General features: G+C 46.8%; 15 protein-coding genes. 14 read left to right on the top strand and 1 reads right to left on the bottom strand.

What is annotated here, in order from left to right; genetic code table 11:
* Nucleotides 1-31 precede the first annotated feature (31 nt).
* From KNQ03_RS05275 to KNQ03_RS05240, 8 genes are all read left to right on the top strand, one after another.
* Nucleotides 32-1,075, top strand: a complete 1,044-nt coding sequence (locus KNQ03_RS05275; RefSeq protein ID WP_149427707.1) for a glyceraldehyde-3-phosphate dehydrogenase — start codon at nucleotides 32-34, stop codon at nucleotides 1,073-1,075.
* Nucleotides 1,076-1,333: 258 nt separating this feature from the next.
* Nucleotides 1,334-1,720 (top strand): adenosylmethionine decarboxylase, encoded by a 387-nt coding sequence (gene speD / locus KNQ03_RS05270; RefSeq protein ID WP_023469024.1) that lies wholly within the window; start codon nucleotides 1,334-1,336, stop codon nucleotides 1,718-1,720.
* Nucleotides 1,721-1,827: 107 nt separating this feature from the next.
* Nucleotides 1,828-2,196: a hypothetical protein gene (locus KNQ03_RS05265; protein WP_023469023.1), complete on the top strand. Its 369-nt coding sequence runs from the start codon at nucleotides 1,828-1,830 to the stop codon at nucleotides 2,194-2,196.
* 13 nt (nucleotides 2,197-2,209) lie between these two features.
* Nucleotides 2,210-2,686 carry a transcriptional regulator NrdR gene (nrdR, locus tag KNQ03_RS05260; protein WP_023469022.1) on the top strand — a complete coding sequence of 159 codons (477 nt, stop codon included), beginning with the start codon at nucleotides 2,210-2,212 and terminating at the stop codon, nucleotides 2,684-2,686.
* A gap of 72 nt (nucleotides 2,687-2,758) precedes the next feature.
* Nucleotides 2,759-4,120: a replication initiation and membrane attachment family protein gene (locus KNQ03_RS05255; RefSeq protein WP_064299518.1), complete on the top strand. Its 1,362-nt coding sequence runs from the start codon at nucleotides 2,759-2,761 to the stop codon at nucleotides 4,118-4,120.
* Between the two features lie 12 nt (nucleotides 4,121-4,132).
* Nucleotides 4,133-5,050 (top strand): primosomal protein DnaI, encoded by a 918-nt coding sequence (gene dnaI, locus KNQ03_RS05250; protein ID WP_149427706.1) that lies wholly within the window; start codon nucleotides 4,133-4,135, stop codon nucleotides 5,048-5,050.
* A gap of 310 nt (nucleotides 5,051-5,360) precedes the next feature.
* Entirely contained in the window at nucleotides 5,361-7,301 is a 1,941-nt protein-coding gene (gene thrS, locus KNQ03_RS05245; RefSeq protein WP_029342321.1) for a threonine--tRNA ligase, read from the top strand.
* Nucleotides 7,302-7,520: 219 nt separating this feature from the next.
* Complete coding sequence (locus tag KNQ03_RS05240) at nucleotides 7,521-8,726, top strand: glycoside hydrolase family protein (protein ID WP_214723784.1); 1,206 nt, start codon at nucleotides 7,521-7,523, stop codon at nucleotides 8,724-8,726.
* A gap of 51 nt (nucleotides 8,727-8,777) precedes the next feature.
* On the opposite strand, the gene KNQ03_RS05235 is transcribed toward KNQ03_RS05240, so the two are convergent.
* The gene (locus tag KNQ03_RS05235) at nucleotides 8,778-10,247 is read right to left on the bottom strand and encodes a catalase (protein WP_023469017.1); all 1,470 of its coding nucleotides are present in this window, start codon (nucleotides 10,245-10,247) and stop codon (nucleotides 8,778-8,780) included.
* A gap of 434 nt (nucleotides 10,248-10,681) precedes the next feature.
* Between KNQ03_RS05235 and infC the strand changes: the two genes are divergently transcribed.
* From infC to KNQ03_RS05205, 6 genes are all read left to right on the top strand, one after another.
* Entirely contained in the window at nucleotides 10,682-11,212 is a 531-nt protein-coding gene (gene infC, locus KNQ03_RS05230) for a translation initiation factor IF-3 (RefSeq protein WP_029342318.1), read from the top strand.
* A 27-nt stretch (nucleotides 11,213-11,239) separates the two neighbouring features.
* Entirely contained in the window at nucleotides 11,240-11,434 is a 195-nt protein-coding gene (gene rpmI, locus KNQ03_RS05225; RefSeq protein WP_023469015.1) for a 50S ribosomal protein L35, read from the top strand.
* Nucleotides 11,435-11,471: 37 nt separating this feature from the next.
* Nucleotides 11,472-11,831: a 50S ribosomal protein L20 gene (rplT, locus tag KNQ03_RS05220; RefSeq protein WP_012371057.1), complete on the top strand. Its 360-nt coding sequence runs from the start codon at nucleotides 11,472-11,474 to the stop codon at nucleotides 11,829-11,831.
* Nucleotides 11,832-11,949: 118 nt separating this feature from the next.
* Nucleotides 11,950-12,432: a dUTP diphosphatase gene (locus tag KNQ03_RS05215; RefSeq protein ID WP_023469014.1), complete on the top strand. Its 483-nt coding sequence runs from the start codon at nucleotides 11,950-11,952 to the stop codon at nucleotides 12,430-12,432.
* 12 nt (nucleotides 12,433-12,444) lie between these two features.
* A complete protein-coding gene (locus KNQ03_RS05210; protein WP_064299521.1) occupies nucleotides 12,445-13,527 on the top strand; it encodes a M42 family metallopeptidase in 1,083 nt (360 codons plus the stop codon).
* Nucleotides 13,502-14,287, top strand: a complete 786-nt coding sequence (locus KNQ03_RS05205; protein WP_369792088.1) for a TrmH family RNA methyltransferase — start codon at nucleotides 13,502-13,504, stop codon at nucleotides 14,285-14,287. The genes KNQ03_RS05210 and KNQ03_RS05205 overlap by 26 nt, the downstream gene beginning before the upstream one ends.
* Nucleotides 14,288-14,567 lie beyond the last annotated feature (280 nt).

Below are 14,567 nucleotides of genomic sequence, written 5' to 3'. Positions count from 1 at the left end.
TACATCCGTCACATTGAAGGGGGATCCGCACATGGGAGTCAAGGTGGCAGTCAATGGTTTTGGTCGAATTGGTCGAATGGTCTTTCGACGTCTGATCGCTGAGGGGAAAAGCGAAGTCGTAGCAATCAATGCAAGCTATCCAGTCGAAACACTTGCACATTTAATCAAGTACGACACGGTACATGGGAAATTCAATTATCCGGTCGACATCATCGATGGGGCGTTGATGGTTGACGGAAGACAAATTCAAATCGTCAGTGAACGCAATCCTGAACTATTGCCGTGGGGGGAACTCGGCATCGATATCGTCGTCGAAGCGACAGGAAAGTTCAACTCAGATACGGGTGCTGCGAAGCATTTAGTGGCAGGCGCAAAAAAGGTCGTCATCACGGCACCTGCTAAAGGGGATGTCCGGACGATCGTCATGGGTGTCAATGACGACATGTATGATCATGAAACAGATGCTATCGTCTCGAACGCATCGTGTACGACGAACTGTCTCGCACCTGTCGTGCAAGTCATCGACCGGGCATTCGGAATCGAATCGGGTCTCGTGACGACGGTTCACGCGTTTACGAACGATCAAAATAATATTGATAATCCACATAAAGATTTACGACGCGCACGTGCATGTGGCTCATCCATCATTCCAACATCGACAGGTGCGGCAAAGGCGATTTCTCTCGTCTTGCCACACTTGGAAGGAAAATTGAATGGACTCGCGCTTCGTGTTCCGACACCAAACGTCTCACTCGTCGATCTCGTCGTCGAAGTCAGTCGCGATACGACAGTTGCTGAAGTGAACGAAGCGTTCACGAAAGCAGCGGACGGTTCGCTTGAAGGCATTCTCGGAATGACGATGGAACCGCTCGTTTCGATCGACTTCAACGGAGAAGAGCGTTCGACGGTCGTCGATGGACTCTCGACGATGGTCATGGGTGGTCGTCAAGTGAAGGTCCTCGCTTGGTACGATAATGAATGGGGTTACTCCTGCCGCGTCGTCGACCTCGTACACCTTGTTTCGGCGCACTTAGAGGCGATGGGAACGGTTGAAAAAGAACTTGAATTGAATTAATGACAACGGGCAGATCCCAGTAACGACGGGACCTGTCCCGTTTTTTTTCTAGAAATGTATTAATTTTTGAAATTTATCCTTGTGTATCTTTTTGATACTCGCTATAATTCAAATCGTGAACTTCAATCGGTCTGGCAATCGCAGCTTAAAGGGTTAGGACCTCTCTGGACTAACTTTCCCCCGTGGGTGCGAACGACTCAGGCGCAAAGTAAGTGATCAACTACTTTGAAGACCATTGAATGTAGGGGGGATCCACAAATGGATACTATGGGAAGACACATTATTGCAGAACTTTGGGATTGTAATCCTGAAAAATTGAACGACATGGAATTCGTTGAACGACTTTTCGTTGACGCAGCACTTCAAGCAGGTGCAGAAGTACGAGAAGTAGCATTCCACAAGTTTGCACCACACGGCGTCAGTGGCGTCGTCATTATCTCTGAATCGCACTTGACGATTCACAGTTTCCCAGAGCACGGGTATGCATCGGTTGATGTCTTTACTTGTGGGGATCGGATCGATCCAGCCATCGCAGCGAACTACATTGCTGAAAAGCTCGATGCGAAAATCCGTGAAAATGTCGAAATTCCACGTGGTATGGGACCAGTTCAAGTTCCAGCGGCTACTGTCCAGCACGTCAACTGACAACACACACGAATTCGTCAAGCCCTCGTCGTTCAGACGAGGGCTTTTTAATATGTCTGACGTCTGTTATTCTTAATAGTAGAAGAAACAAAGAAAAGAGGATGACCATGGGACTGAAGGAACGCTTGCAAAAACAGCTAGAGACATCCGATACACATAAAAACGAAAATTTACGCACACACTACTATGCGGCAACAGTCGAGATGTTGTTTGCTGGTTTAGAAAATATCTTAAAGCAAGAGGGCGGGACAGTTCGTCGTGTTGACGCGGAACGTGGAGAACTCGCTTTTACATTAAAAGAAGTCGACGGACTCGCGACCGTCATTATGGTGGCGGGCGGACGTACGGCCGTCGATCTATTCTTACATCGTGAAAGTCTTCTCGGACCTGATCTCGAAAAACACATCGAGCGAATCTATGCATCACTTGATGCGGGATATCGATTAAAAATGATTGGAACAAAAGAAATCACGTGAACGGAGGTACGGCATGCGCTGTCCAGCCTGTAATTTTAACGGAACAAAAGTACTGGACTCAAGACCGGTCCAGGATTTCGGTTCGATTCGGAGGAGACGTGAATGTGAGTCTTGCGGCTATCGCTTTACGACTTTCGAAATGGTCGAACAGACCCCTTTAATCATCGTAAAGAAAGACGGAACGCGCGACGAGTTCAATCGTGATAAAATTTTGCGGGGACTAGTGCGTGCCTGTGAAAAACGACCGATTTCGATTGAACAGCTAGAAACAGTCGTCAGTCGGGTCGAAAAGGCATTGCGGGCGACGGCTCAGCATGAGATTCCAAGTGAGCAGGTCGGACGTCTCGTGTTAAATGAATTAGCTTCCGTCGATGAAGTGGCATACGTCCGCTTTGCGAGTGTTTATAAACAATTCAAGGACATCAATGTCTTCTTCCAAGAGCTCTCTGAGCTGATGGAGCGACATCAAGAAAATGACCGTGAAAATTGAACGTGATATAAGAGAGGTCGTCTGTCCGGTCAGCGCACCTCTCTTTTTCTCCCTAAGGAAAGGACGAGTCAGATGGTAGAACGTGAACTTTCCGGTACCGATCTTTGCTTAGTGATGAGCAATGGTGTCGTCGACCGTGAAGCCTATCAATCTTTATATTATTTGTACCAGCCGATCATTGGTGTCAAAGCACTTGGACTCTATCAAACGTTTTGGAGCGAGATGATTCCGGGAAAAACAAAATCCCAATACATCTCCCATGCGGAACTCGGAACGCTACTCGGTTTTTCCGTCGATGAATTCAAGGAAGAGTTATTCAAGCTAGAAGGCATCGGTTTGATCCGGACGTTCGAAGCGCGCCAAGCCGCGTATCGCTACATCTATCAAATCCGGGTGCCGCTCGCGCCAAACACTTTCTTGAATGACGGGGTGTTATCGAGTCTACTATTCTACCGCGTCGGTGAAATTCGTTTCCGCTCCCTCCAGCATCGTTTCCGGACAGAACCGCTTCCGAAGAATATCGTTGATCGGACGGTCCGATTTGATCAAGTGTTCGATGTGAAAGCTGGTCTTGCTTCTGCGCATCAACCGAAGGCCTATGCGAAACAGGAACGAGCAGTATATGAATTCGATTATTCGTTTGATTTAGAAGAGATGAAACGTCAAACCGATCGCTTTTTGCCACGCTCGTTTTATTCAAAGGCAATCGATCATCTGCTCGTAAAGCTTGCTTACGTTACGCAGTCGAATGAAGCATTGATGGCGGAGCTGTTGAATGCCCGTTTCCGCCACGAAGCGTACTTGCCGATGACCGATGCTGAGAAACAAGAACGTTGCAAACAGATGATGTTGTCAGCGAAACAAAAACTCAGCCGCGAGAAAAAAGCGAAGGTCGCCTCACTCGATACGATCGAGGTCGGAGACGTCGAAGCGACGGAGACGATGGAAAGCACCCATCCGAAGCATTATGTCGCGAAGTTGCGGAAGGTCAAAGCGTTATCAGAGCGAGATGAAGAGTTGATCCAGCAATTGATCATCGATTATGAAATGTCGTCCGGGATCGTCAATGCCGCCTACTACTATGCGCTCGTCGTCAAAAAAGACAATCGCTTCAGTAAGAACTTCCTCTTATCCATCGTCGATGATTGGAAACAGAAAGGGTACGTGACAGCATCCGAGGCACTGGCGAAGACGCAGGAGCAAGATGATTTGATTGCGAAGAAGCAGGAGCAAAAACAAGAACGAGCGCGTCAGACCGTTGGCGGACGTCGGGGACGGACCAGCAATACGAACGGCGGTCCGAATCCGAAGTGGTTGCAAGAAGAGAAGGCGAAACAGCAACAGTATGAAGCCTCTAAAAAAGCGAGTTTCGAAGCGGATGTTCCAGACGATGAAGAGATGGAACGAATCTTACGAGAACTGAAGGGGAACTAAAGGAGTCGGGACATGGAACATATCCAATCATCTATCGAAAAAATATTAAATCGACCGGACGTTGCAGAATCGGTTCGAGCGATTCAACAACGGGTCTTGTCTCATCCGGGGGTCGTCATGTTCTTACGGACCCATCCAGAGATCGATCAACGGATGATCGAGCGGGGAATGCTCAAACTGAACGAATATGCGGAACAGATGGATGGGAATCGATTGATTGAAAGCAAAGCCGTCATCGAAGGCTATCAGCCGATCCTGCACGTCGAAAAAGGACAGATCGTCGTCTCGTATGAGAAGTCGCAAGCACTCAAAGACCGAGAAGATGAACGTGCACTTGAGAAAAAGTTCAAGAGTCTGTTCCTGCCGGACGAAGTGCGCGATGCGAACTTCAGCGATTTCGACTTGTCGACGACGGACCGGAAGCTCGCCTTGCGCGCGGCTTCGCAGTTCCTCAATCACTTGCGCTCAAAAGAGCATGTAAAGGGACTGTACCTGCACGGTAGCTTTGGTGTCGGGAAAACGTATCTCTTGGCTGCGATCGGGAATGCACTGAAGAAAGAACGGATTGCAACGATTCTCGTCCATGCCCCGGGGTTCGTCGCTGAAGCAAAACGGCGGATTCGGTCGGACTCGTTCGATACGTTCCTCGAAGGATTCCAAACGATTCCAGTCTTATTAATTGATGATATCGGTGCAGAATCGATCAGTCCGTGGGTACGGGATGAGTTGTTCGGGATCATTTTGCAATATCGCATGATGCATCGTCTGCCGACATTGTTCAGCTCGAACTTATCTTATGATGAACTCGAGCTCCATTTCGGGATTACAAACGATCAAGGTGATAAATTAAAGGCCGCACGACTGATGGAGCGGATCCGGACGACGACGCAACCGATTGAGTTCCTCGGTGAAAATCGACGTCGCTACTAATTTTCCTTGTCAAGGAAGCGACCGATTCGTTATACTAATGACACGTCAATAGACGATGCAACGATTGAGGATATGAAGTATGAAATGAACCAAACTAGCGAGAGAAGAATGGTGGAAGCTTCTCATGGCATCATTCATGTCTTTACTCCCTCATAGCACGAACGGGGCTAATCCGTTTGCGCTTCACGCCCGTTAACGCGTGTTCGAGCCGAACCAACATTGGTCCGGGAACGAGGGTGGTACCACGAGATTAAGACTCGTCCCTTTTTAGGGATGAGTCTTTTTTATTTTGTTAAAGGGGGAAACAGTCATGTCAAACATCGCACTTACATTTCCAGATGGCGCCGTAAAGGAATTCGCAGTCGGTACGACAGCAGAAGAAGTTGCTGCTTCAATCAGCCCAGGACTTCGTAAAAAAGCATTTGCTGCCAAACTAAACGGGCACGCAATCGATTACCGTCGTCCAATCGAAGAGGACGGCACAATCGAATTGATCATGCCGGATTCAGAAGAAGGGCTCGACTTGATTCGTCACTCTTCAGCTCACTTGATGGCACAAGCCATCAAACGTCTGTATCCAGATGAAACGATTCATCTTGGGATCGGACCGACAATCGAGAATGGTTTCTACTATGACATCGATATGGAACGTCGTCTGACAGAAGAAGACTTACCAGAAATCGAGAAAATGATGAATAAAATCGCGGGTGAGAACTTGCCGATCGAACGCGAAGTCGTTTCGCGTGACGAAGCACTTGCAATCTATAAAGAACTCAATGATCCGTTGAAAGTCGAATTGATCGAATCGATTCCTGCTGATCAGGATTTGACGATTTACCGTCAAGGCGAATTCTTCGATCTCTGCCGTGGACCACACGTTCCAGCAACAGCGAAGCTACAAGTCTTCAAATTGATGAGCATTGCTGGTGCTTACTGGCGTGGGGATTCAAAAAACAAGATGTTACAACGGATTTACGGTACAGCATGGGCGACAAAAGATCAGTTGAAACAACATCTCCACTTCCTTGCTGAAGCGAAAGAGCGGGATCACCGTAAACTCGGGAAGGAACTTGGCTTGTTCTTCACTTCTCAAGAAGTCGGTCAAGGACTCCCGATGTGGCTACCAAAAGGAGCAGCGATCCGTCGGACGGTCGAACGTTATATCGTCGATAAAGAACTCGAACTTGGATATGAGCACGTCTATACACCGGTTCTCGGTTCAGTCGATCTATACAAGACATCGGGTCACTGGGATCACTATCAAGATGACATGTTCCCGAAAATGGAGATGGACAATGAAGAACTCGTTCTTCGTCCGATGAACTGTCCACACCACATGATGGTCTACAAGAACGAACCGCGTTCGTACCGTGATTTACCGCTTCGTGTCGCGGAGCTTGGTGGTATGCACCGTTATGAGATGTCTGGTGCCTTGACTGGTCTTCAGCGTGTTCGTTATATGGTCCTTAACGATGGACATACGTTCGTCCGTCCTGACCAAATGAAAGATGAGTTCAAAGCCATCGTTCACCTCATTCAAGAAGTCTATGCTGACTTCGGAATCACGGATTACAAATTCCGTCTTTCGTACCGTGACCCAGCGGACAAAGAGAAGTACTTCGATAACGATGCGATTTGGGAAATGGCGCAACGTGAGTTGAAAGAAACAATGGATGAGCTCGAACTCGAATACTTCGAAGCAGAAGGCGAAGCTGCCTTCTACGGACCAAAGCTTGACGTGCAAGTTCGGACAGCACTTGGTAAAGATGAGACGCTTTCGACAGTCCAACTCGACTTCCTCTTACCAGAGCGATTCGAATTGACGTACAAAGGAAATGACGGACAAGATCACCGTCCGGTCGTCTTACACCGTGGTGTCGTTTCGACGATGGAACGATTCGTCGCATACTTGATCGAAGAATACAAAGGCGCGTTCCCAACATGGCTCGCACCGGTCCAGGTGAAATTGATTCCGGTTTCTAAAGTGCATGAAGACTATGCCCGTGAAATCAAAGCGATCTTGCTGAAAAAAGGAATTCGTGTCGAAACAGATTTCCGTGACGAGAAACTCGGATACCGGATTCGTGAAGCACAAGTCAATAAAGTACCAGTCATGCTCGTTCTAGGTGACAAAGAAGTCGAATCGCGCGAAGTCAACATTCGTCGCTACGGTTCAAAAGACTCAAGCAACGCATCACTTGAACAATTCGTCGCTGATTTAGAGCAAGAAATCGCGAACCGTTCAAAATAATTCTAGCCTCATGAAAGAGTTCGTCCTGCTACTGTAGGGCGGACTTTTTTTGTGATGTGATACTTAAAAGAAGGAAGCGGCATGCCGATGACAAAGGTAGATCATTCAGCTGAATCTATTCAACATAACCGAAAATTATTTTTCCTTTAATTGGATAAATGCTATAATAAACCTTCATTGGATGGAATGTTTTGAAGGATGGGAAGGAAGTTACAAAAAATGAAACAGACGACTCTTGCTGTTCTCATCACCTCTTCATTGGTAATCGGTATTCATCCGGGTGAAGCGGATGCGGCGACGACTAAAAAGACGTACCGGATCACACCAAAAACAGAAGCGATTGACCCGACGATTCGTAAATATACGACTTATAACGCAAAGACGCGCAACCATTATACGATGCGCTCTTATTTGGAACGTCTTGAAAAAGAGGGGGGCGGGACACTCGTCTTGACGAAAGGAACATATCTGTCTCCACTACGTGTCGGTATTCCGTCCAATACGACGGTGATCTTGGAAGATGGCGTCATCATCAAGAAGACGACGGAGACAGGAACGACGAAGATTAGTTCAACGACCAGTGTATTTGATCTTGTTGCTCCATCCGTATTGCGTTTGAACAAAAAGGTCGGAAAGTATGATGGCTCACAAAACGTTAAAATCATCGGAAAAGGGAATGCACAAATCGACTTGAATCGATATACGCGTGGTTCAGCGTTCGCTATTGCTCATAATCAAAACTTGTATATTGGTGGCATCACAGTACGGAATCAAAAGGGTTCACATGCAATGGAACTTGATGCGACGAAAAAGGCAGTCATCGAAAACATGAAATTCGTCGACGCCGTCATGATACCGAATACAGGTCCGAATGAATCGATTAATCTCGATACACCAGACCCAATCACAAAGGGGTTCAACTGGAAGTGGTCGAAACAAGATGGAACTCCGAATGCAGATATCACGATTCGCAATAACCTGTTTCGTAACATCAACGTGGCAATTGGCACACATCAATATACAGAAAATCGATTACACACGAATGTGCGGATCGAAAAAAATACGATTGATGGAACAAAGGATTATGCGATTTCGATGATGAACTGGAAGAATCCAACGGTCCGTTATAATACGATTCGAAACGTGCACCGGGCGGATGGAAAAGCGATGACGATTCTCGGTAGAGGAGTTGTCGGAGGAACGATTCGCTACAATCGATTTGAAGACGCAGATCGGGCGATTCAAATGCAACCGTTCCAAAGCAATGGCTATGCTCCGATCTATAATACGTTCACGGCAGAGCAAAAACGTTATATGCAACAAAATACAGTCAAGCAGGTTGGCCTCGATCAAATCGTCTTATTCAAGAAACTTAATGAGTTCACGTACAAGACGGCAGAACGCTACGATTTCATTCCATACTAAGACACAAAAAAGCACCCAAGACTAGCGTCGAGGGTGCTTGTGTCTGTCATATTACGAACGCATTTGTTGCAAGAACGGTTCGATATCGACTTGAAGCGCTTCTGATAGTTTCTGACCGAGTGAAGCATCAGCACGGTAGAAGTTGCAGATTGCGAGCAAGACTGTGTTCTCATGGCGAACCTGCTCGAGATCATTGACGAGGTTCTTCAGAAGAGCTGCTTGCTCGTCTTCTGTCAAACGACGGTATACTTCGCCGGCTTGACCGAAGTTGTTCGTCTTCTCGATTTCGAGACGACCGTGTTTATCATCAAGTAACGGCTGGTTTTCTTCCGTATACTCTGGTGTTTCTTTTGGTTCTTCTTGATAACGGTTTGGTTCGTAGTTCACCGGACTCGTTTGCTGACCGACTGGCATTGCACCATCACGTTGGTAGTTGTTCACTTGTGCGAACGGACAGTTGATCGGAAGTTGTTGGTAGTTCGTTCCGATACGGTAGCGTTGTGTGTCTGAGTAAGAGAACAGACGACCTTGTAACAACTTATCTTCAGATGGTAACATCCCTGGAATCAAGACACCTGGGTTGAAGCCGACAGATTCTGTTTCAGCGAAGTAGTTGTCGACGTTTTTGTTCAATGTCATCGTACCGACGTGTTGGAACGGAATGACATCTTCAAACCAATCTTTTGTCGCGTCAAGCGGATCGAAATCGAACTGATCGACGTCAGCTGGATCGAGTACCTGTACGAACAGATCCCATTCCGGATAATCTCCGTCTTCAATCGCTTGGAACGTATCGTTTGAAGCGTGGTTAAAGTCTTTTCCTTGAATTTCCGTTGCTTCTTCTGCTGAGAGGTTATGAATACCAGCTTTCGGTACCCAGCGTAGTTTGACGTAAACCGTATTGCCATGAGCGTTCACCCATTTGAATGAGTGGACGGAAGAACCACGCATTTTACGGTAGCTTGCAGGAATGCCTTCATCCGTAAAGAGATGCATGAGCATGTTCGTCGATTCCGGACGAAGTGTCATGAAATCCCAATAACGGTCAGGATCTTGAATGTTCGTGCGCGGATCTGGTTTAAGCGAGTGCACCATATCCGGGAACTTCATTGCGTCACGAATGAAGAAGACAGGAAGATTGTTCCCGACGAAATCCCAGTTTCCTTCTTCTGTGTAGAATTTGACAGAGAACCCACGTGGATCGCGGAGCGTCTCTGGAGAATGCGTGCCGTGAATAACAGTCGAGAAGCGGGCAAAGACAGGAACTTCTGTCCCTTCTTCTTGTAAAAACGCTGCTTTCGTGTACTTTTTCATTGAGTTTTTGACAGTGAAGACACCGTGAGCACCAAATCCACGAGCGTGTACGACGCGCTCAGGTACACGTTCCCGGTCGAAATGGGCCATCTTTTCAATTAATTGATAGTCTTCTAATAACGTTGGTCCGCGACGTCCAGCCGTACGTGAATTCTGGTTGTCTCCGATTGGTACACCTTGATTGGTCGTTAATCGTTTTTCAGTCATCTGTTATTCTCCCCCTTATGTAAGATTAAATTGATTATAAAACAATAATCATTCTAAATAAACAATTTTGCTTGCGAATGTTCTGAATCTTTTTTTCCATGTTAAGAGTGTACCCGTGAAAAACAGGTTAGAAACTTCTTGCTTATCCGTCAAAGGATTGCTATTATAATCAAGTATGTGAGCAACGTTCTGTAAGAACATAGAAAGCGGCTTGACATCACGGGAAAACAAGTGCTATGATAGCAAAGTGAAATGACAACAAAGCAGAAGCATCCCGCTTCTCACCATGTATGACGACTCGTACTGGTTCATCATGAAGATACGCAATGTGTAGCGACTGCTATGCTTTGACGTTCCTTATGAGTGTGGGCGGGAAGAACTGCCGACGCTTTTTTTATAGCGTTTTCTATCATTCATTTTTCGTGCAATGCACGATGGAGGTGCTAACCATTAGCAAAGATCTGTTAATCAATGAAAGCATCCGTGCCCGGGAAGTTCGTCTTATCGGAGCGGATGGTGCTCAACTAGGTGTCCAATCACGCAACGAAGCGCTACGTCTCGCAGAGGAAGCGGAACTTGACCTCGTCATGGTCGCTCCACAAGCGACGCCGCCAGTTTGTAAGATCATGGACTACGGTAAATACCGTTTCGAGATGCAAAAGAAGGACAAAGAAACTCGGAAGAATCAGAAAGTGATTCAGATGAAAGAAGTTCGTCTTAGCCCGACGATCGAGGAGAACGACTTCCAAACGAAATTCCGTAATGCGAAGAAATTCTTGGAGAATGGTAACAAAGTGAAAGCGAGCATTCGTTTCCGCGGTCGTGCCATCACTCACTCGGAAATCGGTAAACGCGTTCTCGAACGCCTCGCAACGGATTTAAGTGAGTTCGGTGTTGTGGAACAGAGACCGAAGATGGAAGGACGCAGCATGTTCCTCGTGCTTGCTCCTAAGAAAGAAGACTAATCGAATCGAAGTAGGAGGGAATCTCTCATGCCTAAAATGAAATCGCACCGCGGTGCTTCTAAACGTTTCAAACGTACTGCTTCTGGCAAATTGAAACGTGGTCGTGCTTACACAAGCCACTTGTTCGGTAACAAATCAACAAAAGCGAAACGTAAATTACGTAAAGCTAGCATGGTATCTACGGGTGACTTCAAACGCATCCGTCACATGATCGCGAAGTAATTTATCCAATCGTATACAGATTTAGGAGGGAATTTATATGCCACGCGTAAAAGGCGGATATACGACTCGTCAACGTCGTAAAAAACAACTCAAATTAGCTAAGGGCTACTACGGCTCGAAACATACACTCTTCAAGGTTGCGAAACAGCAAGTCATGAAATCTCTCATGTACGCTTACCGTGACCGTCGTCAAAAGAAACGTGACTTCCGTCGCCTCTGGATCACTCGGATCAATGCGGCAGCACGTATCAACGGTCTTTCTTACAGCCGCATGATGCATGGTCTTAAATTAGCAGGTATCGACGTTAACCGTAAGATGCTCGCTGACCTCGCAGTTACAGATGCAACTGCATTTGCTTCACTTGCTGACACAGCAAAAGCAAAATTGAACGCTTAAGTTCTACAATTCGTCGGGGAATTTAATTCTCCGACGTTTTTTTCGATTTAATGATAAAATAAGAAGGCACGTCGATGAGACGGTCATATGATTTTTTTAGATAGAAGGAGAATTAAAGATGGATTGGTTGACACTTTTTGAGATGCAAGAACAGTTGGATAAACGGATTCAGTCAGAACATCAATTGACAGGCAATCAATTCGACGAGCGTCTGCTCGCCTTATTGGTCGAACTCGGTGAACTTGCGAACGAGACACGTTGCTTTAAGTTCTGGTCGAAGAAGGGACCATCCGCTCAAGTCACAATTCTTGAGGAATATGTCGATGGCGTCCATTTTCTACTCTCACTAGGTCTAGCACTTGATTACAAGAAAAGTCATTTTACTGAAGGTGACTTCTATTTGACAGCAACAGATGCTTTTTTAGACGTCTATAACAAAACGAACGTCTTTGCGATCTCGCGGACGGAACAAAGTTATGATGTTCTGATTGGTGCATACCTTGCATTAGGTGCTACACTAGGCTTTACACAGGATATGATTTTCAAGGCTTACATTTCTAAAAATGAAGCAAACCATGTGCGACAAGACAACGGTTACTAAGGAGGAAATCAGATGAACGAACAATTACATATGCTAAAACGTCTCACGGACGCAACAGGTGTACCGGGAAACGAAAAAGAAGTCCGGAGCCTCATGCGTGAATATTTAGAACCTCATGCAGAAGCATTCCACCAAGATGGTCTCGGTAGTCTCTTTGCTGAACATAAAGGCGCAGGCGAAGATGCACCACGTGTATTGATTGCGGGTCACATGGATGAAGTCGGATTCATGGTCACGAAGATTGATGAAAAAGGATTCCTTCGTTTCCAACCACTCGGCGGTTGGTGGGGTCAGGTCCTCTTGGCACAGCGTATGAATATTGTGACGTCATCTGGTGAAGTCATTCCAGGTGTAATCGGTGCAAAACCACCTCATGTTTTACCACCGGAAGCGCGCAATAAGCCGGTCGACATTAAAGACATGTTCATCGATATCGGTGCTTCATCAAAAGAAGAAGTCGACGGTTGGGGAATTCGTCCGGGTGATACGGTCGTTCCACATTGCGAATTTACTGTGATGAAAAATGAGAACTTCTTGATGGCAAAAGCGTGGGACAACCGGATTGGTTGTGCTATCGCAATCGAAGCAATCAAACGCTTAAAAGCAGATGGACATCCGAACACGATTTTCGCAGGCGCGACTGTTCAGGAAGAAGTCGGATTACGTGGGGCTCAAACTGTCGCGCACCTGCTCAAACCATCAATCGCCTTTGCTGTCGATACAGGTATCCCGGGTGACACGCCAGGAATGACCGATCGTGAAGCATTGTCGAAATTAGGTGAAGGCGTTCAAGTCATCATGTTCGATGCGTCGATGATCGCACATCGTGGATTGATCGATTTCGTGACGAAAGTCGCAACAGAAGAAAATATCAAGTATCAACTGGACTTAACACCAGGTGGCGGAACGGATGCAGCGAAGTTCCACTTATCGAATACAGGTGTTCCATCACTTGCATTGACTGTACCGATTCGTTACCTGCACACGAATGTCTCAATCATGCATAAAGCCGATTTCGAAGCAGCCGTCGATCTAGTCGTTGCTGTGACAAAACGTCTGGATGCGGAGACTGTCCAAGCGATCTACGAGGGGTAATAAAACAATGAAGCACATCGCATCAGCAAAGAACGAAATCGTTAAACAATGGAAAAAACTCTTAACGAAAAAAGGACGTCTGCAGACGAACCGTTTCTTAATTGAAGGAGAACACTTGATTGAAGAAGCTGTTCGCGCTGGAATCGTCAAGGAATTGATCGTGCGTGAATCGTATCAAGTACCCGGTTCTTGGAAACGAAATGCCGATGTCTTTACGATTGATGATGCCGTCATCAAAGTACTGGCTGAGACTGAAACGTCGCAAGGCATCTTCGCTGTCTGTGAGATGAAACAAGCTTCGGCGCAATTAGAACGAGGACGCTATTTGTTGCTCGATCGTCTGCAAGATCCAGGGAACGTCGGGACGATGATTCGGACAGCTGACGCAGCTGGATTCGATGGTGTCGTCGTCGGACCGGGAACAGTTGACGTCTATAACGGAAAAGTCATCCGTGCGACGCAAGGATCGCTGTTCCATCTACCGGTCATCTCCATGCCGCTCGAAGAGGCAGTCAATGCACTGCACGAGCAAGGAATTGCGGTAATCGGCACGGCGTTAGAAGGAGCGACGTCTTATCAAACGATCGCACCGATGGATGCACTCGGTTTGATCATCGGGAACGAAGCACAAGGCGTTGCGCCAGAATTGCTCTCTTATTGTGATGAGCGTGCCTACATCCCGATTCGTGGTAAAGCGGAGTCATTGAATGCGGCAGTAGCGGCTGGCATTTTGCTTTATCATTTTGCAAGCGTGGATTGAAACCGACAAGCGTTCATGCTAAAGTGAACATCAGGAATACATCATGGACGTTGATGGAACAGAGTACGTTAGGGAACGATTCAATCAGGGAGAAGCGGTCGTAGACTGAAAACTGCTTCGTGAATCTGCTAACCGAATTCACTCCGGAGTCGCACGAGAGATCGTGACGGGATGCGCCCGTTATCGCGCAATTGGAGGACTTTTCGATTGAAAAGTCAAACAAGGGTGGTACCACGGTGTTTACATCGTCCCTTCGGCATTTGCCGGAGGGACGTTTTTT

This window comes from Exiguobacterium sp. s143, assembly GCF_018618895.1.
Lineage (GTDB): Bacteria > Bacillota > Bacilli > Exiguobacteriales > Exiguobacteriaceae > Exiguobacterium_A > Exiguobacterium_A abrahamii.
This window is presented reverse-complemented; position numbering and strand designations above follow the sequence as displayed.